The sequence below is a fragment of the Mesorhizobium sp. ESP6-5 genome (genome assembly GCF_020164695.1).
Lineage (GTDB): Bacteria > Pseudomonadota > Alphaproteobacteria > Rhizobiales > Rhizobiaceae > Mesorhizobium > Mesorhizobium australicum.
The window spans coordinates 46,852-64,000 of sequence record NZ_JAIUGR010000016.1 but is presented as its reverse complement, the minus strand read 5'-3'; the positions used below and the strand labels follow the sequence as shown (position 1 = coordinate 64,000).

General features: G+C 61.2%; 19 protein-coding genes. 2 read left to right on the top strand and 17 right to left on the bottom strand.

Features of this window, described 5'->3' with window-relative positions; translation table 11 throughout:
• Positions 1-2 precede the first annotated feature (2 nt).
• From lipA to eno, 10 genes are all read right to left on the bottom strand, one after another.
• Entirely contained in the window at positions 3-968 is a 966-nt protein-coding gene (lipA, locus tag LB524_RS24195) for a lipoyl synthase (protein WP_224530775.1), read from the bottom strand.
• A gap of 137 nt (positions 969-1,105) precedes the next feature.
• A complete protein-coding gene (locus LB524_RS24190; RefSeq protein WP_015317928.1) occupies positions 1,106-1,363 on the bottom strand; it encodes a GlsB/YeaQ/YmgE family stress response membrane protein in 258 nt (85 codons plus the stop codon).
• A gap of 99 nt (positions 1,364-1,462) precedes the next feature.
• A complete protein-coding gene (lpdA, locus tag LB524_RS24185) occupies positions 1,463-2,911 on the bottom strand; it encodes a dihydrolipoyl dehydrogenase (RefSeq protein ID WP_224530772.1) in 1,449 nt (482 codons plus the stop codon).
• 15 nt (positions 2,912-2,926) lie between these two features.
• Entirely contained in the window at positions 2,927-3,562 is a 636-nt protein-coding gene (locus tag LB524_RS24180; RefSeq protein ID WP_224530767.1) for an SGNH/GDSL hydrolase family protein, read from the bottom strand.
• Between the two features lie 4 nt (positions 3,563-3,566).
• Complete coding sequence (locus LB524_RS24175; protein WP_015317931.1) at positions 3,567-3,980, bottom strand: hypothetical protein; 414 nt, start codon at positions 3,978-3,980, stop codon at positions 3,567-3,569.
• 14 nt (positions 3,981-3,994) lie between these two features.
• Positions 3,995-5,356 carry a pyruvate dehydrogenase complex dihydrolipoamide acetyltransferase gene (locus tag LB524_RS24170; protein WP_224530765.1) on the bottom strand — a complete coding sequence of 454 codons (1,362 nt, stop codon included), beginning with the start codon at positions 5,354-5,356 and terminating at the stop codon, positions 3,995-3,997.
• 18 nt (positions 5,357-5,374) lie between these two features.
• Complete coding sequence (locus tag LB524_RS24165) at positions 5,375-6,805, bottom strand: pyruvate dehydrogenase complex E1 component subunit beta (protein WP_015317933.1); 1,431 nt, start codon at positions 6,803-6,805, stop codon at positions 5,375-5,377.
• Between the two features lie 14 nt (positions 6,806-6,819).
• On the bottom strand, positions 6,820-7,857 hold the full coding sequence (gene pdhA / locus LB524_RS24160; protein ID WP_224530763.1) for a pyruvate dehydrogenase (acetyl-transferring) E1 component subunit alpha: 1,038 nt from the start codon (positions 7,855-7,857) through the stop codon (positions 6,820-6,822).
• A gap of 191 nt (positions 7,858-8,048) precedes the next feature.
• Positions 8,049-8,372, bottom strand: coding sequence for an FtsB family cell division protein (locus LB524_RS24155; RefSeq protein WP_140619588.1), 324 nt, complete (start codon positions 8,370-8,372; stop codon positions 8,049-8,051).
• A gap of 150 nt (positions 8,373-8,522) precedes the next feature.
• The gene (gene eno, locus LB524_RS24150) at positions 8,523-9,797 is read right to left on the bottom strand and encodes a phosphopyruvate hydratase (RefSeq protein ID WP_015317936.1); all 1,275 of its coding nucleotides are present in this window, start codon (positions 9,795-9,797) and stop codon (positions 8,523-8,525) included.
• Between the two features lie 197 nt (positions 9,798-9,994).
• On the opposite strand from eno, the gene LB524_RS28935 reads away from it, so the two are divergent.
• Positions 9,995-10,120, top strand: coding sequence for a hypothetical protein (locus LB524_RS28935; RefSeq protein WP_140619584.1), 126 nt, complete (start codon positions 9,995-9,997; stop codon positions 10,118-10,120).
• Between the two features lie 58 nt (positions 10,121-10,178).
• Here the strand turns inward: LB524_RS28935 and LB524_RS24145 are convergent, their stop codons facing one another.
• From LB524_RS24145 to LB524_RS28930, 6 genes are all read right to left on the bottom strand, one after another.
• Positions 10,179-10,544 carry a PRC-barrel domain-containing protein gene (locus tag LB524_RS24145; RefSeq protein ID WP_015317938.1) on the bottom strand — a complete coding sequence of 122 codons (366 nt, stop codon included), beginning with the start codon at positions 10,542-10,544 and terminating at the stop codon, positions 10,179-10,181.
• A gap of 85 nt (positions 10,545-10,629) precedes the next feature.
• On the bottom strand, positions 10,630-10,833 hold the full coding sequence (locus LB524_RS24140) for a dodecin family protein (RefSeq protein WP_015317939.1): 204 nt from the start codon (positions 10,831-10,833) through the stop codon (positions 10,630-10,632).
• A gap of 77 nt (positions 10,834-10,910) precedes the next feature.
• A complete protein-coding gene (kdsA, locus tag LB524_RS24135) occupies positions 10,911-11,753 on the bottom strand; it encodes a 3-deoxy-8-phosphooctulonate synthase (protein ID WP_224530761.1) in 843 nt (280 codons plus the stop codon).
• On the bottom strand, positions 11,750-12,631 hold the full coding sequence (locus LB524_RS24130; RefSeq protein ID WP_140793723.1) for a VOC family protein: 882 nt from the start codon (positions 12,629-12,631) through the stop codon (positions 11,750-11,752). The genes kdsA and LB524_RS24130 overlap by 4 nt, the downstream gene beginning before the upstream one ends.
• A 147-nt stretch (positions 12,632-12,778) precedes the next feature.
• Positions 12,779-13,069: a Dabb family protein gene (locus LB524_RS24125; RefSeq protein WP_027038700.1), complete on the bottom strand. Its 291-nt coding sequence runs from the start codon at positions 13,067-13,069 to the stop codon at positions 12,779-12,781.
• Between the two features lie 169 nt (positions 13,070-13,238).
• Positions 13,239-13,373, bottom strand: coding sequence for a hypothetical protein (locus LB524_RS28930; protein ID WP_023773660.1), 135 nt, complete (start codon positions 13,371-13,373; stop codon positions 13,239-13,241).
• A 335-nt stretch (positions 13,374-13,708) separates the two neighbouring features.
• Here LB524_RS28930 and LB524_RS24120 point away from each other — a divergent pair, with 335 nt between their 5' ends.
• Positions 13,709-14,965: an SAM-dependent methyltransferase gene (locus tag LB524_RS24120; RefSeq protein WP_140619578.1), complete on the top strand. Its 1,257-nt coding sequence runs from the start codon at positions 13,709-13,711 to the stop codon at positions 14,963-14,965.
• 124 nt (positions 14,966-15,089) lie between these two features.
• Here LB524_RS24120 and LB524_RS24115 read toward each other — a convergent pair whose 3' ends face one another.
• A complete protein-coding gene (locus LB524_RS24115; protein WP_224530758.1) occupies positions 15,090-17,069 on the bottom strand; it encodes a bifunctional 2',3'-cyclic-nucleotide 2'-phosphodiesterase/3'-nucleotidase in 1,980 nt (659 codons plus the stop codon).
• Positions 17,070-17,149: the final 80 nt, after the last annotated feature.

The window sequence follows — 17,149 nt, the reverse complement described above, 5'->3', positions numbered from 1 at the left end:
CGTTAGACCAATTTCTGGAGCTGCGCTTCGCGCGCGGCGCGCAGCCGGGCGAAATCGTCGCCGGCATGGTGCGAAGAGCGTGTCAGCGGGCTCGATGCCACCAGCAGGAAACCCTTTGTCCTGCCGATCGTCTCGAAGGACTTGAATTCCTCCGGCGTGACGAAGCGGATCACCGGGTGGTGCTTCTTCGACGGCTGCAGGTATTGGCCGATGGTCATGAAGTCGACATTGGCCGAACGCAGATCGTCCATTAATTGCAGGATTTCGTTCCGCTCCTCGCCAAGGCCGACCATGATGCCGGACTTGGTGAAAATCGACGGATCGAGTTCCTTGACCCGCTGCAGCAGCCGGATCGAGTGGAAATAGCGGGCGCCCGGCCGGACCTTAAGATAATTCGACGGCACGGTTTCGAGGTTGTGGTTGAAGACGTCGGGCCGGGCCGCCACGACGATCTCCAGTGCGCCTTCCTTGCGCAGGAAATCGGGCGTCAGGATTTCGATCGTCGTCAGAGGCGTTGCCGCCTGGATCGCACGGATGACATCGGCGAAGTGCTGCGCACCGCCATCGTCGAGATCGTCGCGGTCAACGGAGGTGATGACGACGTGGCTGAGGCCCATTTGCTTGACGGCATGCGCGACACGCGCGGGCTCGTCGGAGTCGAGTGCGGTCGGGATGCCAGTGGCGACATTGCAGAAGGCGCAGGCGCGCGTGCATATCTCGCCCATGATCATGAAGGTGGCGTGCTTCTTTTCCCAGCACTCACCGATGTTCGGGCAACCGGCCTCTTCGCATACCGTCACCAGCTTGTGCGATTTCACGATCTCCCGTGTCTCGGCATATCCCTTCGACACCGGCGCCTTGACGCGGATCCAGTCCGGCTTGCGCAATACCTCCTGGTCGGGCTTGTGGGCCTTCTCGGGATGCCGCAGCCGCGGCGCGTTGGCGATCGTGTCGAGGACAGTGACCATCTGAACCCTGGCCTTTCTTGCGACCGCCCGTCGGCGATCGTCACCTTAACGTCATCTAGGACTTTTCGGGACAAAGAAAAAGGCTGCAGCGGCGCATGCCGCTACAACCGTTTTCGCATAGCCGAAAACGATATCGACTAACGGCGCAACAGGCGACCTACCCAGATCAGCAGGCAGGCACCGATGAAGCCGGTGATCAGATAGGCGGTCCAGCCGACGCCGAACACGCCGATGTTGAGCGCCTGCAAGACTGCGTTCAGCACCACCGCGCCAACGATGCCCATGATAATGTTCATGAATATGCCGGTGTTGCTCTTCATGACCATTTCGGCCAACCAGCCTGCCAGGCCGCCGATAATGATTGCTGCGATCCAGCCCACGCCGTTCAAGTGCATATGCCTTCTCCTTGCGCCAGTAAAAATGCATTCGGAAACGAACTGCCTCGCCGTCGAGATCCCACCGCTTTGACAGCTGAGTCTCCTGCGGGGAATCTATCATGCGTTCAAGGCGCGGCCATAGGCGTCGAGCACGCTTTCCTTCATCATCTCGGACAGCGTCGGATGCGGGAAGATGGTGTGCATCAGCTCTTCCTCGGTGGTTTCGAGGTTCATCGCCACGACAAAACCCTGGATCAGTTCCGTAACTTCGGCGCCGACCATATGTGCGCCGAGCAACTGACCGGTCATCTTGTCGAAGATGGTCTTGATGAAGCCTTGGTCTTCGCCAAGCGCGATGGCCTTGCCGTTGGCCCCGAACTGGAAGCGGCCGACGCGGATATCCTTGCCCTCGGCCTTGGCTTTTGCTTCCGTCAGTCCAACCGAGGCGACCTGCGGATTGCAGTAGGTGCAACCAGGGATCTTGAGCTTGTCCGTAGCGTGAACACCGGGGAAGTTCGCGATCTTCTCGACGCACACGACGCCCTCGTGCTCGGCCTTGTGAGCAAGCATGGGCGGACCGGCGACATCGCCGATGGCGTAGATGCCAGGCACATTGGTCTTGCCATACCCGTCGATGACCACGCAACCGCGCTCGGTCTTAACACCAAGTGCTTCAAGTCCGAGGTTCTCGATATTGCCCTGGACGCCAACGGCCGAGATCATACGGTCGGCGGTGATCTTCTCGACCTTGCCGTCCTTCATCTCGACATGCGCGGTAATCGAGTTCGCCCCCTTCTCGACTTTGGTCACCTTGGCCTCGAGGATGATCTTCATGCCTTGCTTCTCGAACTGCTTTTGCGCGAATTTCGAGACCTCTGCATCCTCGACCGGCATCACCGCCGGCAGCAGCTCGACGACCGTGACGTCGGCGCCCATTGTGCGATAGAAGGAGGCGAATTCGATGCCGATGGCGCCTGAGCCCATCACCAGCAGCGACTTCGGCATCTCCTTCGGCACCATGGCTTCGAAATAGGTCCAGATCAGCTTGCCGTCCGGCTCTATGCCGGGCAGAGCGCGTGGCCGGGCGCCGGTCGCCAGGATGATGTGCTTGGCGGTGTAGGTGCCCTCGCCCTTGACGCCTTTCGGCACTGGAGGCTGCGGCTCCATCGGCTTCTTGGCCGTCTTGGAGACGACGATCTCGCCTGGTTTTGTCAGCTTGGCCTCACCCCAGATGACGTCGACCTTGTTCTTCTTCATCAGGAAGGCGACGCCGCCGTTGAGCCTGAGCGACACTTTTCGCGACCGATCGACGACGGCGGCGGTATCGGCACTGATCTTGCCGCCATCGAGCTTCAGGCCGTAATCCTTCAGATGATCGGAATAATGCATGATCTCGGCCGACCGCAGCAGCGCCTTGGTCGGAATACAGCCCCAATTCAGACAGATGCCGCCCAGATGCTCGCGCTCGACGATCGCCGTCTTGAAGCCGAGCTGGGCGGAACGCACCGCGGTGACATAGCCGCCGGGGCCGGAGCCGATGATGATGACGTCATAGTTCTCAGCCACGGGTTTCTCCTTCAATCACAATTCCAGCATGACGCGCACGACCGGCGTCAGCGCCTCGCCAATGTTTCGCGTATTCTCGGCATCGAGGTGGACGCCATCGAGAGGTGTTGTTTGCGCCACCGTGCCAGCGTCGAAGAAGCCGCAGCCGACCTCGTCGGCGAGTGCGGCGTATTGCGGCGCAAGCTGCTTCGAGGCCTCATCGCCGCCGGCGAACATCTCCCTGAAGTCGGTATTTTCGGTGCGGCTGACAAGAGGCGGCGAAACGATCAGTATCTGTGGCGCCGGCCAGTCGAACGGGTAGTCGTGGCCACGCACGATATCGATCAGCCGCTGGATGCCTTGCTTGGCGGCAACCGGGTTGCCATGGATCCATGGCTTCATGTCATTGGCACCGAGCATGATGACGATCAGGTCGATCGGCGCATGCGTCGTCAACACTGTCGGCAGCAGCCGCGCGCCGTTGCGATCGGCTCCGGCCAGATGATCGTCGAAGGCGGTGGTGCGGCCATTGAGCCCCTCCGCGACGACTTGAACGCCTTCGCCGAGGCCTGCTTGCAGGACGCTTGGCCAGCGATCCCCGAGCCCATGACGGCCGCCCTCGGCATTGTAGCCCCAGGTCAGCGAGTCGCCGTAACAAAGCACCGTCTTCATCCGTTCAACCTGCCTTTGTGTCGGCCACGCCGCGCTTCACGCGCCAGCGTACGAACAACCAATGGATGACGATCGTCACCAGGCCCGGCAGACCGAGACCGGCAACCATCGGTATGTCTTTCCTGACCACCGCGGCGCTGCTGTCGCTGTAGAGGACCAGCGCGACCAGCAGGACGAGAAGCGCCACAAAGGCAATCAGCGTCCACTTGCCTGCGCTGGCAACGGCCGCGACCGGATCGTTCGTCAATTGCGCAACGAAGAAGATGAAGGTGACGACAAAAGTCACCAGCACCGAGAACATGAAGACGATGATGTATTCTTCCTCGGCGCCGGTGGCGACAGCCAACCATTGCGCGATAAGGCCGCCGGCCAAGCCGGAAATCAAAAAGGCGAAAAGGCTGGTGAAGAATATCCGCACAGCCTTTCCCTTTCCTAGACCAGCATGCCCATCGGATTCTCGATCAGCTTCTTGAAGGCGACCAGCAGTTCGGCCCCCAGCGCGCCATCAACCGCACGATGGTCGGTTGACAGCGTCACCGACATCACGGTGGCGATCTTGATCTCACCGTTCCTGACCACCGCCCGCTCCTCGCCGGCGCCGACCGCCAGGATCGTCGCATGCGGCGGGTTGATGACGGCGGCAAAGTCCTTGATGCCGAACATGCCGAGATTGGAGACGGCGGTCGTGCCGCCTTGATATTCTTCCGGCTTCAGCTTGCGGCTGCGGGCGCGGCTGGCCAGGTCCTTCATCTCGTTGGAGATGACCGACAGCGTCTTTTCATCGGCATGCCGGATGATCGGCGTGATCAGGCCACCGGGGATCGAAACGGCCACGCCGACATCGGCATGCCTGTGCTTGACCATGGCGCTCTCGGTCCATGAGGCATTGGCATCCGGCACCGCCTTCAGCGCCATCGCCATCGCCTTGATCACCATATCGTTGACCGACAGCTTGTAGGCGGGAGCCTCACCCTTGTCGGTCTTTTTCACCGGTGCCGCGGCATTGAGCTGAGTGCGTAAAGCCAGCAGCGCGTCGAGTTCGCAGTCGAGCGTCAGATAGAAATGCGGGATGGTGGTTTTTGCTTCGACCAGGCGCCGCGCGATGGTCTTGCGCATATTGTCGTGCGGAACGAGTTCGTAGGAGCCTTCCTCGAACAGTTTCAGCACCTGCTCGTCCGACATCGCCTTTGCCGCCGGGGCGGAGGCAGGCGCGCCGGCCGGAGCCTTGGCAGCCGGTGCCGCCTTGGCGCCACCACCGGCAATCGCGGCATCTACGTCAGCCTTGACCACGCGGCCGTGCGGGCCGGTGCCGGTGACCGCAGAGACGTCGACGCCGGCGTCCTTGGCGATACGGCGGGCAAGCGGCGATGCAAAGGTGCGGTCGCCAGCCGCGTTGCCATTGGCGGCCGGAGCCGCCTGCGCCTTTGGGGCCTCGGCCTCGGCCTTTGGCGCTTCAGCATTCGGCGCTTCGGCTTTAGGCGCATCCGCTTTCGGAGCTTCGGCTTTCGCCGGTGTGGCGCCGCCGCTTTTCGCCGCGGCGCCGGCATCTTCGCCTTCCGCCGCAAGCACCGCGATCAGCGCGTTGACCTTGACCCCTTCGGTTCCGGCCGGCACGACGAGCTTGGCAACCGTGCCCTCATCGACGGCTTCGACCTCCATCGTCGCCTTGTCGGTTTCGATCTCGGCGATCACGTCGCCGGGCGAAACCTTGTCGCCCTCCTTGACCAGCCACTTGGAAAGATTGCCCTCTTCCATAGTGGGCGAGAGCGCCGGCATGGTGATGTTGATTGGCATATTGTCCTCCCACCCGGTTCAGCGATATGCGACGGCTTTGACGGCCTCGATGACCTCGCCGACATTCGGCAAAGCCAGTTTTTCGAGGTTCGCCGCATAAGGCATCGGCACGTCCTTGCCGGCAATGGTGATGACCGGTGCGTCGAGGAAATCGAAGGCGCGCTGCGAGACCTGGTTGGCGATGTGGTCGCCAACCGAATTCTGCGGGTAGCCTTCTTCGACCACGACCAGCCGGTTGGTCTTCTTGACCGAGGCGATGACGGTGTCGAGATCGAGCGGACGGATAGTCCTGAGGTCGATGATCTCGGCGTCGATGCCCATGCCGCGCAGCTCGGCTTCAGCCTTGACCGCATAGGTCATGCCAATGCCGAAGGAGACGATGGTGACATCCTTGCCTGCCTTGTGGATGCGCGCCTTGCCGATCGGCAGCACGAAGTCGTCCAGCTTCGGAACGTCGAAGGACTGGCCGTAGAGGATTTCATTCTCGAGGAAGATGACCGGGTTCGGATCGCGGATCGCTGCCTTGAGCAAGCCCTTGGCGTCGGCGGCCGTATACGGCATAACGACCTTCAGGCCTGGAATGTGGCTGTACCAGGCGGCATAGCACTGCGAGTGCTGCGCCGCGACGCGGGCCGCCGCGCCATTTGGCCCGCGGAACACGATCGGCGCGCCCATCTGGCCGCCCGACATATAAAGCGTCTTGGCGGCGGAGTTGATGATCTGGTCAATCGCCTGCATGGCGAAGTTGAAGGTCATGAACTCGACAATCGGCTTCAGCCCAGCCATCGCCGCGCCGACACCAACGCCGGCAAAACCATGCTCGGTAATCGGCGTGTCAACGACGCGCCGCGGCCCAAATTCCTGCAGCAAGCCCTGTGTGATCTTGTAGGCGCCCTGGTATTCGGCGACTTCCTCACCCATGACGAAGACATCGCCGTCGCGGCGCATTTCCTCGGCCATGGCATCACGCAGCGCCTCGCGCACCGTGGTCGAGACCATTTCGGTGCCGGCAGGAATGTCCGGATCGGCAGCGAGGTTGACCACCGGGGCGGCGGGGACGGAGGCTTTCGGCGCCTCTCCAGCATCCTGCGGCGCCCGTTGCGAGCCTTCCTCGGCCGCGTCGGCGCGCTGCCCACCAGTTGACACCGCGTCTTGCGTCGAGGCGGGAGCCGCCTTGGAGGCCTTGTCGATGTCGCCAGAACTTTCGCCATCCTGCAGCAGAACGGCGATCGGCGTGTTGACCTTGACGCCTTCGGTGCCGGCAGCGATCAGGATCTTGCCCAGCGTACCTTCGTCGACGGCTTCGACTTCCATAGTCGCCTTGTCGGTTTCGATCTCGGCAATGACGTCGCCGGCGACGACCTTGTCGCCCTCGTTCTTCAACCACTTGGAAAGATTGCCCTCTTCCATGGTCGGCGAGAGGGCGGGCATGAGAATTTCGATCGGCATGTCCTGGCCCTCCCTTACAATACGATATCGGTCCAGAGCTCGGACGGATCCGGCTCCGCGTCGTGCTGGGCAAATTCGGCGGCATCGGCGACGATGTCGCGAACCTCCTTGTCGACGGTCTTGAGTTCGTCCTCGGTCGCCCACTTCTTCTCGATGAGCCGCGCCTTGACCTGCTCGATCGGATCATGGTCGGAGCGCATCTTCTGAACTTCTTCCTTGGAGCGGTATTTCGCCGGGTCGGACATCGAGTGGCCGCGATAGCGATAAGTCTGCATTTCGAGAATGATCGGCCCATTGCCGGCACGGCACCAATCGGTAGCCAGATCGCCGGCCGCCTTCACCGCACGCACATCCATGCCGTCGACCTGGATGCCCGGAATCTTGAACGACGCGCCACGATGCGAAAAATTGGTTTCCGCCGAAGAGCGCGACACCGAGGTGCCCATGGCGTAGCGGTTGTTCTCGATGATGTAGATCACCGGCAGCTTCCACAGCGAGGCCATGTTGAAGCTTTCGTAGACCTGGCCCTGGTTGGCGGCGCCGTCGCCGAAATAAGTAAGCGAGACATTGTTGTTGTCGCGGTAGCGGTTGGCAAAGGCCAGACCTGTTCCAAGCGACACCTGCGCACCGACAATGCCGTGACCGCCATAGAAATGCTTCTCCTTGGAGAACATGTGCATGGAGCCGCCCTTGCCCCTGGACAAGCCGCCGCGGCGTCCGGTCAGCTCGGCCATCACGCCACGCGGCGACAGCTCCATCGCCAGCATGTGGCCGTGATCGCGATAGGCCGTGATCATCTGATCGCCGTCGATCAGCGCCATCTTCATGCCGGTGACGACCGCTTCCTGGCCGATATAGAGGTGACAGAAACCGCCAATGAAGCCCATGCCGTAGAGCTGGCCGGCCTTCTCCTCGAAACGGCGGATGAGCAGCATGTGCCGGTAGGCGGCAAGCTCTTCGTCCTTGGTGAAGTCAACAGGCTTGGGTGCTGATAGACCGGGTTTGCCGTCGGATTTCGATTTGGCAGGCGCCTTTCTGGCTGCGGTGGCCATGCATCACTCCCTGTTGGCGTCTCTTTGCGGACACTGGAGCAAGATCAAACTGCTCCGGGGAGATCGCCCTCCCCTTCGATTTATGGGAGGCTAACACGTAGAAAGGCGTTCCGCCATGTCGAAATTGCATAGCTGGCATGCGCCTAAGCAATTAAAATCATTGAAAATATTGGTGATTAACCTGAAATTGGTTACTTCGCCGGAGCCGGCAGCATGATGGTGATCTCGTCGGCCTGCGACAGATTGAGTGCCTTGCGCGCCTGCTCGTCGAGCATGTCCTTCTCCAGCGTGCCGTCATGCATGAGCTTGACGCGCCGCTCGAGTTCCATCCTGCGTGCCTTGATCGCATCGAGCTGACCCTGCAACGCAACCGTCTCGGCCTCAAGCTTGTATTTCGAATTGATGCCGAATTCACCGTGATAGGCATGGAAGCCGAAATAAGCCAGGAACAGCACGCACAGCGAGGGAATGATCAGCCGGCCGGTGTTTCTCTGCTTATGCTGACGCGTCCACATGACCGATTCCCCGTGCCGCGAACTCAAACGGCTCGAAGTCTTTTTCGCCTGATTGTGCTTAACGGACGGTTACGGGAGACCGCCATACCGGCCTGAAATGAAAAAGGGCGGGATGTCCCGCCCTCTCCGTATCAACGATGTGCGGCCGGATCAGCCCTTGATCACGGACTTGCCGGCATAATGCGCCTGCTTGCCGAGTTCTTCCTCGATGCGGATCAGCTGGTTGTATTTGGCCATGCGGTCGGAGCGCGACAGCGAGCCGGTCTTGATCTGCCCGCAATTGGTGGCGACGGCGAGATCGGCGATGGTCGAATCCTCGGTTTCGCCCGAACGGTGCGACATGACGGCAGTGTAGGCAGCCTTGTGCGCGGTCTCGACCGCATCCAGCGTCTCGGTCAGCGAGCCGATCTGGTTGACCTTGACCAGGATCGAGTTGGCGACGCCCATGCGGATGCCGTCGCGCAGGCGCGCCGTGTTGGTGACGAAGAGATCGTCACCAACGAGCTGCGTCTTCTTGCCGATCAGGTCGGTCAGGTACTTCCAGCCTTCCCAATCGTCCTCGGCAAGGCCATCCTCGATCGAGATGATCGGATAGTCGGCCGCGAGCTTGGCGAGGTACTTGGCTTGCGCCTTGGGATCGCGCGTCTTCTTCTCGCCCTCATAGACATAGTTGCCGTCCTTGAAGAACTCGGTCGCGGCGCAATCGAGGCCGAGCGCGATCTCTTCACCTGGTTTGAATCCGGCCTTCTCGATCGATTCCATGATGAAGTCGAGCGCCACCGGCGCGCTCTTCAGGTTCGGGGCGAAGCCGCCCTCGTCGCCGACATTGGTGTTGTGGCCGGCATCCTTCAGCTTCTTGCGCAGCGTGTGGAAGATTTCCGAGCCCCAGCGCACGCCTTCGCGCAGCGTCGGCGCACCGACCGGCAGGATCATGAATTCCTGGAAGTCGATCGGATTGTCGGCATGCGCGCCACCATTGATGATGTTCATCATCGGCACGGGCAGGACATGCGCCTTGGTGCCGCCGACATAGCGGTAGAGCGGCAGCCCGGCTGCATCGGCCGCGGCCTTCGCGACCGCCAGCGAAACGCCCAAGATGGCGTTGGCGCCGAGCCGGCTCTTGTTGGGCGTGCCATCAAGCTCAATCATGGTCTGATCGATATGGATCTGGTTTTCGGCTTCCATGCCGCCGATCGCCTCGAACAATTCGCCATTGACCGCCTCGACGGCCCTGAGCACGCCCTTGCCAAGGTAGCGGGCGCCGCCGTCGCGAAGCTCGACGGCTTCGTGGGCGCCGGTGGAGGCACCCGACGGCACCGCGGCGCGGCCCATCGAACCATCTTCGAGAACAACATCGACCTCGACGGTCGGGTTTCCACGGCTGTCCAGGATTTCACGCCCGACAATGTCGATGATGGCGGTCATTGCGATGTCCTCGATTGATCTGGAGAAAACGTCGCGCCCGTCTTAGCCAAAGCGACGCAAAAGGCAATCGGGGCCTGATCGAATAGTGCCGCCCGCCCGATTCACGAAGCGCAATTTCCTGTCATCATAAGTCATGCCACCGGACGCGCATTTCGGGTTAGGAATGTTATCGCGGGGCGAAACAGGAGGGGTTCGCCATGTCTGAGTTGAGCGGTATTGTCAGTCTGTTCCTGATCGCCGCGGCGTTCCTGACGTCATGCGACAACCAGCAGTCGCCGCCAAAGGCTATTGCGTCTTTGCCGGCTTTGCACATCAGCGAGTAGCGTTGCATTTGAATCAAAAAGGGGGCCGTGGAAACGACCCCCTTTTTCGATTGTGGCGTCAATGCCAGTAGGGCGCGACCTTGTAATATTCGTATGACTCGTCGCGCGCGCTCTCGCCATCCGCGCCGGCCAGTTCGTTGATGGAATGGGCAGGCGCTGCCTTCAGCTGTTCCTTGGAGAAGGGTATGACATAGCCGCCCCTTGCCTCATCATAGTCGAGGCTTGCCCAGGGGATGGCGTGGTACTTCTCGCCAATGCCGAGAAAGCCGCCAAATCCAATCACCGCGAACATGATGCCGTTCGACGTCTTGTCGAGCATGACGTCCTCGATGCTGCCGATGCTGTCGCCTTGGGTGTTGTAGACGGTCGTGCCGATGACTCGCGAAGCGGCAATGGCTTCGGTGTGGCCTGTTTGGGTCGTCATTGTTTGCTCCTCGTTGTCGTTAATCCGCACTTTGACAATGAGGGGCGCGGGCGAAAGTTCCCGACTTTTTTGGCGGGCTGCCCAATCACTCCGCGAGGATGAAAGTCACCTTCATATTGACGCGATAGGCTGCGATCTTGCCATCCTCGACGACGATCTTCTGGTCTTGGATCCAGGCGCCTTCGACGTTCTTCAGGGTCTTCGCGGCGCGCGCAATTCCCTTCTCGATGGCATCTTGAAAGCTTTTCCTGGACGACGAGGTGATTTCGGTGACGCGGGCGACGGACATTGGCTTCCTCCTGCCAAAGCGCTCATTTGCCGGACGAGCCTACAACCGGGGCTTATCCGCTACAAGACATTGGCTTTTCAGCCCTTTGCAATCCTGTCGAAGGCCATCAGCCTTTCCAGCAGTGCCGGCATATCCTTTAGCGGCAGCATGTTGGGACCGTCGGAGGAAGTCGAATTGTCGGGGTCCTGGTGGGTCTCGATGAAGACGCCGGCAACGCCGACGGCAACGGCCGCGCGGGCCAGCGTCTCGACAAAGCGGCGCTCCCCGCCAGACGATCCGCCGTGCCCGCCCGGCTGCTGCACCGAATGGGTGGCGTCGAAGATCACCGGGGCGCCGATCTCGGCCATGACAGGCAGCGCCCGCATATCCGACACCAGCGTGTTGTAGCCGAAAGAAGCGCCGCGCTCGGTGGTCAGCACATTGGCATTGCCTGAGCCGGTGATCTTGGCGACGACGTTCTTCATGTCCCAGGGCGCGAGGAACTGCCCCTTCTTCACATTGATGACCTTGCCCGTCCTCGCGGCGGCGACCAGCATATCGGTCTGGCGCGACAGGAAGGCCGGAATCTGCAGCACGTCGACATGCGGCGCCACGATCGCGCACTGTTCCTCGGTGTGGACATCGGTCAACACGGGAAGCGAGAATTCCTTGCGCAACTCGTCGAAGACGGGAAGCGCGGCATCCATGCCGGCACCCCGCGTTGCCGATAACGAGGTGCGATTGGCCTTGTCGTAACTCGTCTTGTAGACGAGGCCGATGCCGAGCCTGCCGGTCAGCTCCTTCAGCGTGCCGGCCATGTCGAAGGCATGCTGGCGCGATTCGAACTGGCAAGGGCCGGCGATCAGCGCCAGGGGTCCCGCATTGTCGAAGACGACGTTGCCGACGGTTACCGACGAATTGGGGGCCAGGGGGTTGCTCATGGGATCTCCCGAAAGATGAAAGCCGCGCCCTGCCCGGATGCCGGCCGCACGATGATGTCATTGCCCGACATATCGTGCTGGACGGCATTGGTCGCAAGCAGGCCTGCGGTGGCGCCAATGTCGCGGATCGAAAAAACCACGGCGGCGAAGTGCAATTCTGATGGCGTACCGGCCGGTATGCCGAAGCGCGCCGTGAAAGCGGCGGCCTCCAGCACGGTCAAGGCCGCGTTCGGCAGATGAAAAACGCACTCGTGCGCATCGGCGGCCTGATCATTGACCGCCACTGAAATCAGCCGATGCTGCTCGGCGGAAGCGCTGCTGATTGCAACCACCTCGACAATTCCGTCGACCCCATTGAGGTGAGCCTGCAAGGCTCCTCGGTCTACTCTCGGCGCGTTGATGCGCTGACAGGCAAAAAGAAATGCGTCCGTTTGGCCGGGAGCCGCGGCAAAGGCGAGCTTGAATGACGCCGTATCGCTTTTGCCCGCCGTGTCGGTGAAGGCTCGGGAGAAGCTCAGCTTGTCTCCCGCCGACAGACCCGCTTCGACATAGCGTTCATGGTCGTCATCGGCATTGTCCGTGCCAAGCACCACCGCGGAAAATCCCTCGTTGCCACGACTTTCGCGATAGAGGCGATCGCGCGCAACGAAGACATTGCCCTCGGCAGCCGCCTCTGTCGCAGCCTGTTCACGGCCGATCGCAAGCGGCTCCAGATAGGTGCCGTCGGCGAGGAAAACGCAGCAGTTTTCCGTGCCAAACGGATGGATTCCGGCCGGAGCGACGACGAAGCCAAGGGCGTTGAGCCGGGCACGCGCCACATCGAGGCTCTGCGTCGGCAGAACCAGATGATCGAGCGGATGAATGCCTGACGAGGTCATGGAAGCGCGATGTGCATCATTCGGAAGATCGGTTCAAGACTTGATCGCAATGCCGCCGGCGGCGGCCCCGCAACAACCACCTGAAACAGTCGTGGACTTTCCCTTCCGCCGCAACTGGACTTGACATGAGGCTATCCCGGCACGGGATCAGCTTCCAGCCACGACATCAGCGGAATAGCGCAGCTCGCGCAATGGTTTGACCTTGCTGGTGGTCTGCGCATAGAGCGGATGCGCCTTGTAGGCTGCCAGCGCCGCGTCATCGGCAAATTCCGCGTAGACGACGACATCGACTTCATCCGACAGCGGGTCGACCTTGGTGTTCAACGTGACCTCGAAGAGACTGGAATGAGGAATGTCCCCAAGCGCCAGCAGTCCGGTGCGAACTGCTTCCACATCTTCCTTGCGGCGCGCGCTGAAGAAAACGATATGCCGGATCAATCCCGCCTCCTCGATCTGAAATGTCGGGGTCTTTTGTGACGGCGGTCTCTTTGCGTCAACCGGTCATGGCGCCACGCGTCCTTGCGACGCGCCTCGATCGGGCTGGACCTCGTCTCACACCGGTGAGCACCTCAAATGAGGCGCCAGGCTGCTATCTCAAGAGGGGATATCAGGCTTTTCCGGTGACGTAGCGCACGACATGGGAGAGTTCCCTGACCGTGACGTCGAGATACCGGCCCTGATTGTAGAGACCGTCCCAGATCAGGAAGAACGCGATGGCGGCAATGACAATCACATAACGCATGGCTAAAGCTATCGCACTAGCGCAGCGGCTGCCATAGACGTTTTCGATTTCGGGCAGCAGCCTGCCGCAAGGCGGCGGATGCCAGCCGCCCGCGTGGCACAGTCCAGCTCTTGGCATGCCTCTTGAAGTTCCGCCTCATGGCGTGGAAGATTGGCGCAGGCATTCATCGGGAAGCGCTGAAGCTCTGGCTAAGGGGCGCGCGCTTCGTTCGAGCCCGCCTGTCGCCGGATCCGCAAGCTACCGGGACCAGGCAATGGCGTTCGAACCCGGCGGATGAACCAAGAGAACCGCGGCTCGGCGATCGCGCCGGCACCACGGAGATCCAGGGGCTTGGAATGACACACGGGGAACATCATGGCATAGCGCCGGGCGACGCGGTCAGGCTCGACGAGTTCAATTTCGCCGAGATCGTCAAGGGCCTGCCGGCCAAGGCGCGCATGGTGCTGTCGGCGGCGATGAACCTGCCGCGCGGTTCGCTGAAAGTCTGGATGCCGGACGGCCGCGCCGTTCTCGTCGGCGGAAAGGCGCCGGGGCCCGATGCCGAACTGGTGCTCAAGAACTGGCGCCTGCCGGGCCGCGCCTTTTCCGGCGGCACAATTGGTGTTGCCGAATCCTATATGGACGGCGATTGGGAAAGCCCTGACGTCACCAGCTTCCTGGAATTATTCGTGGTCAACTCCGCCTTCGGTGAAAGGGTTGCCGGCGGCGCCAGCTGGCTCATCAACACAGTCCAGCGCATCCGTCACTGGTTCAACGAGAACACACGCACCGGATCGAAGCGTAATATCTCGGCGCACTACGATCTCGGCAACGCCTTCTACAAGGAATGGCTTGACCCGAGCATGACCTATTCCTCGGCGCTTTACGCCAATGGCGTCAACGATCTCGAGAGCGCCCAGGCCGCCAAATACCGGGCGCTGGCCAGGGACACCGGCATAGGCGGGAAAGATCATGTGCTGGAGATTGGCTGCGGCTGGGGCGGCTTTGCCGAATTCGCGGCACGCGAAATCGGTTGCCGGGTTACCGGATTGACCATCAGCCGCGAGCAGCACGACTTCGCCAAGGCGCGCATCGCCAAGGCCGGCCTTACCGAAAAGGTCGACATCAAGTTGCAGGATTACCGCGACGAAACGGGCACCTACGATCGCATCGCCTCGATCGAGATGTTCGAGGCGGTCGGCGAGAAATACTGGCCGGTGTTCTTCTCCAAGATGAAGGACTGCCTAAAGCCCGGCGGCATGGCTGGGCTGCAGATCATCACCATCAACGAAGCCGCCTACGACACCTATCGCGCCAGGCCGGATTTCATCCAGCGCTACGTCTTCCCGGGCGGCATGCTGCCGACGCCGTCCATCTTGAAATCACTTGGCGCCGCGCACGGCCTTGCCCATCTGCGCGAACGCGTTTTCCCCGAGGACTATGCCCGTACGCTTGCCGAATGGCGCCAGCGTTTCCGAGGGTCGTGGGAGAAAATCGTGCCGCTCGGTTTCGACGATCGTTTCAAGAAACTCTGGGAGTTCTATCTGCACTATTGCGAAGCCGGCTTCCGAGCCAGCTACATCGATGTGCGCCAGGTGGTCTACAAGGCGTAGGCTGGGTACGCACGTCAACTTCCTTTGCGGGCGGCATTTCCACGGATGCGCTGGATCTTGTCATGCCGGGCGATTCGTGCCGCCGGCCCCTCCAAGGCTGACCGCATCCAGCTTTGACGGCTGATCAGAGAAGGATGCGATATCGGGCAAAGCCAGCTTCACCCTCGCCGGCAGATTCGATCTTCAGCGACTTCACATCGGCGATGACGTCCTTTGCCTTGACGCCGGTGTCGAAGACGACGCTGGTTCCCGGCAACGGCGCGAACGACCAGTTGTCGTCGGCCGACGGGTTGATGGTGCCCTGGCTGACGATGTAGCGGACGATGACATCGCGGTTGGTGTCTGGCGCCTCGTAGATGATCTTCGCGGCATTGATGTCGGGGAAATTGCCACCGCCGCCGGCCCGGTAATTGTTGGTCGCGACGACGAATTTCGCTGCCGGATCAATCGGTTTTCCGTCGAACATAAGCTCAACAATGCGATTGGAACCGGCATTAGCGATGCCGCCCTTGGCATCGTATTTCGGCGGCTGCGACAGATCTATCCTGTAGGTGACGCCGTCGATGACGTCGAAATTGTAGGACGGAAAATCAGTGTTGATCAGGACCTGGTCGGCCTTCCCGGCCTCGATCTTGTTGAAGATGCCGGCCGACATTTCCAGCCATTCCTTGACCTGAGCCCCGGTGATTTCCACGGCGCGCACCGTGTTGGGATAGAGGTAGAGGTCGGCGACGTTCTTGATGGCGATGTCGCCCGCCGGCACATCGGTATAGTAATCGGCGCCGTTGCGTCCACCGGCTTTGAACGGGGCCGCCGCCGACAGCAACGGCACGTCCTTCCACTGTGTGCTTTTCAATATGTCCTTCAGGTACCAGGTTTGCGCCTGGCTGACGACCTGCACCGACGGGTCGTCAGCGACCAGCGCGAAATAGGAATAGAGCGGCGCGGACGTCTTGCCGACAGGGCGGCGCACATAGGCGAGCGTCGCCTGGTGGTCCTGCTCGAGAGCGGCGATGATGCGCTTGTCGTCCGGGACGGTCGGCTTGTTCTTGTTGTCGACACGCTCGAAGATCGGCCGTGCCTCCGATGTCGCCGAGACCACTTTCCACTTCGACCCGTCGCGCTCCAGCATCAGGTCGATCAGGCCCATATGTGAGCCCCAGAACCCGCCCATGACGGCGGGCTTGCCTTGCAGCGTCCCCTTCTGTGCGTCGACGCCCTCGAGCGCCTGGAAATCTTTCTTGCCGGGGAAGACCAGATGCTGGTGGCCGGTGAAGACCGCGTCGATGCCTTCGACGCCGGCGACGAAGAACGAGGCATTCTCCATCATGTCACCCTGCTTGACGTCGATGCCGGAATGCGAGAGCGCGATGACGATGTCGGCGCCCTCCTCCTTCATCCGCGGCACCCACGCCCTCGCCGCTTCGACAATGTCGCGTGTCTTGACGTTGCCTTCGAGGTTCTTGAGGTCCCAGACCATGATCTGCGGCGGCACGAAACCGATGATGCCGACCCTGATCGGCTGTTCCGAGCCTGACCCGTCCTTGATCTTCTTGTCCAGGATTACGTAAGGCTTGAGGTAGAGCTTGTCGTCGCGCGGGTTGGCGGCAAGCTCGGTACCCCGGATCAGGTTGGCGCAGACGAACGGGAAATTGGCGCCGGCCAGCACCTTGTCCAAAAAGGACAGGCCATAGTTGAATTCGTGATTGCCCAGTGTCGAACACTCGTAGCCGAGCAGGTTCATGCCTTTCATGATCGGATGGAGATCGCCCTCCTTCAGGCCCTTCTCATAGGCGATGTAGTCGCCCATCGGGTTGCCCTGCAAAAGGTCGCCATTGTCGATCAGCATCGAATTGGCGGCTTCCTTGCGCACCGCGTCGATGAGGGAGGCCGTGCGCGACAGGCCCATCGTGTCATTGGCTTTGTCGGCGTAGTAGTCATAAGGCAGCACGTTCACATGGATATCGGTGGTTTCCATGATCCTTAGATGCGCCTGATTGGCCTGCGCCCGGGCGGAGAAGGGATGAAGCACGATCAGCGCCCCTGTGGCGGCGGCCCCGGCTAGGAGACCACGGCGAGAGACGGGATGGAGCAGTTGCGACATGTTTTCTCCTTCTTCAACGACCTGACGAGTCCTGCCCCGAAGCGAACTTCGCGCTGAAATCAGCTCAAGTCCACTCAAGA

Bases quoted from the DNA above. Each gene is read 5' to 3' on its own strand.
- lipA (WP_224530775.1), bottom strand. From the start codon at position 968: ATGGTCACTGTCCTCGACACGATCGCCAACGCGCCGCGGCTGCGGCAT.
- LB524_RS24190 (WP_015317928.1), bottom strand. From the start codon at position 1,363: ATGCACTTGAACGGCGTGGGCTGGATCGCAGCAATCATTATCGGCGGC.
- LB524_RS24180 (WP_224530767.1), bottom strand. From the start codon at position 3,562: ATGAAGACGGTGCTTTGTTACGGCGACTCGCTGACCTGGGGCTACAAT.
- LB524_RS24170 (WP_224530765.1), bottom strand. From the start codon at position 5,356: ATGCCAATCAACATCACCATGCCGGCGCTCTCGCCCACTATGGAAGAG.
- LB524_RS24165 (WP_015317933.1), bottom strand. From the start codon at position 6,805: ATGCCGATCGAAATTCTCATGCCCGCCCTCTCGCCGACCATGGAAGAG.
- pdhA (WP_224530763.1), bottom strand. From the start codon at position 7,857: ATGGCCACCGCAGCCAGAAAGGCGCCTGCCAAATCGAAATCCGACGGC.
- LB524_RS24155 (WP_140619588.1), bottom strand. From the start codon at position 8,372: ATGTGGACGCGTCAGCATAAGCAGAGAAACACCGGCCGGCTGATCATT.
- eno (WP_015317936.1), bottom strand. From the start codon at position 9,797: ATGACCGCCATCATCGACATTGTCGGGCGTGAAATCCTGGACAGCCGT.
- LB524_RS28935 (WP_140619584.1), top strand. From the start codon at position 9,995: ATGTCTGAGTTGAGCGGTATTGTCAGTCTGTTCCTGATCGCCGCGGCG.
- LB524_RS24145 (WP_015317938.1), bottom strand. From the start codon at position 10,544: ATGACGACCCAAACAGGCCACACCGAAGCCATTGCCGCTTCGCGAGTC.
- LB524_RS24140 (WP_015317939.1), bottom strand. From the start codon at position 10,833: ATGTCCGTCGCCCGCGTCACCGAAATCACCTCGTCGTCCAGGAAAAGC.
- kdsA (WP_224530761.1), bottom strand. From the start codon at position 11,753: ATGAGCAACCCCCTGGCCCCCAATTCGTCGGTAACCGTCGGCAACGTC.
- LB524_RS24130 (WP_140793723.1), bottom strand. From the start codon at position 12,631: ATGACCTCGTCAGGCATTCATCCGCTCGATCATCTGGTTCTGCCGACG.
- LB524_RS28930 (WP_023773660.1), bottom strand. From the start codon at position 13,373: ATGCGTTATGTGATTGTCATTGCCGCCATCGCGTTCTTCCTGATCTGG.
- LB524_RS24120 (WP_140619578.1), top strand. From the start codon at position 13,709: ATGACACACGGGGAACATCATGGCATAGCGCCGGGCGACGCGGTCAGG.
- LB524_RS24115 (WP_224530758.1), bottom strand. From the start codon at position 17,069: ATGTCGCAACTGCTCCATCCCGTCTCTCGCCGTGGTCTCCTAGCCGGG.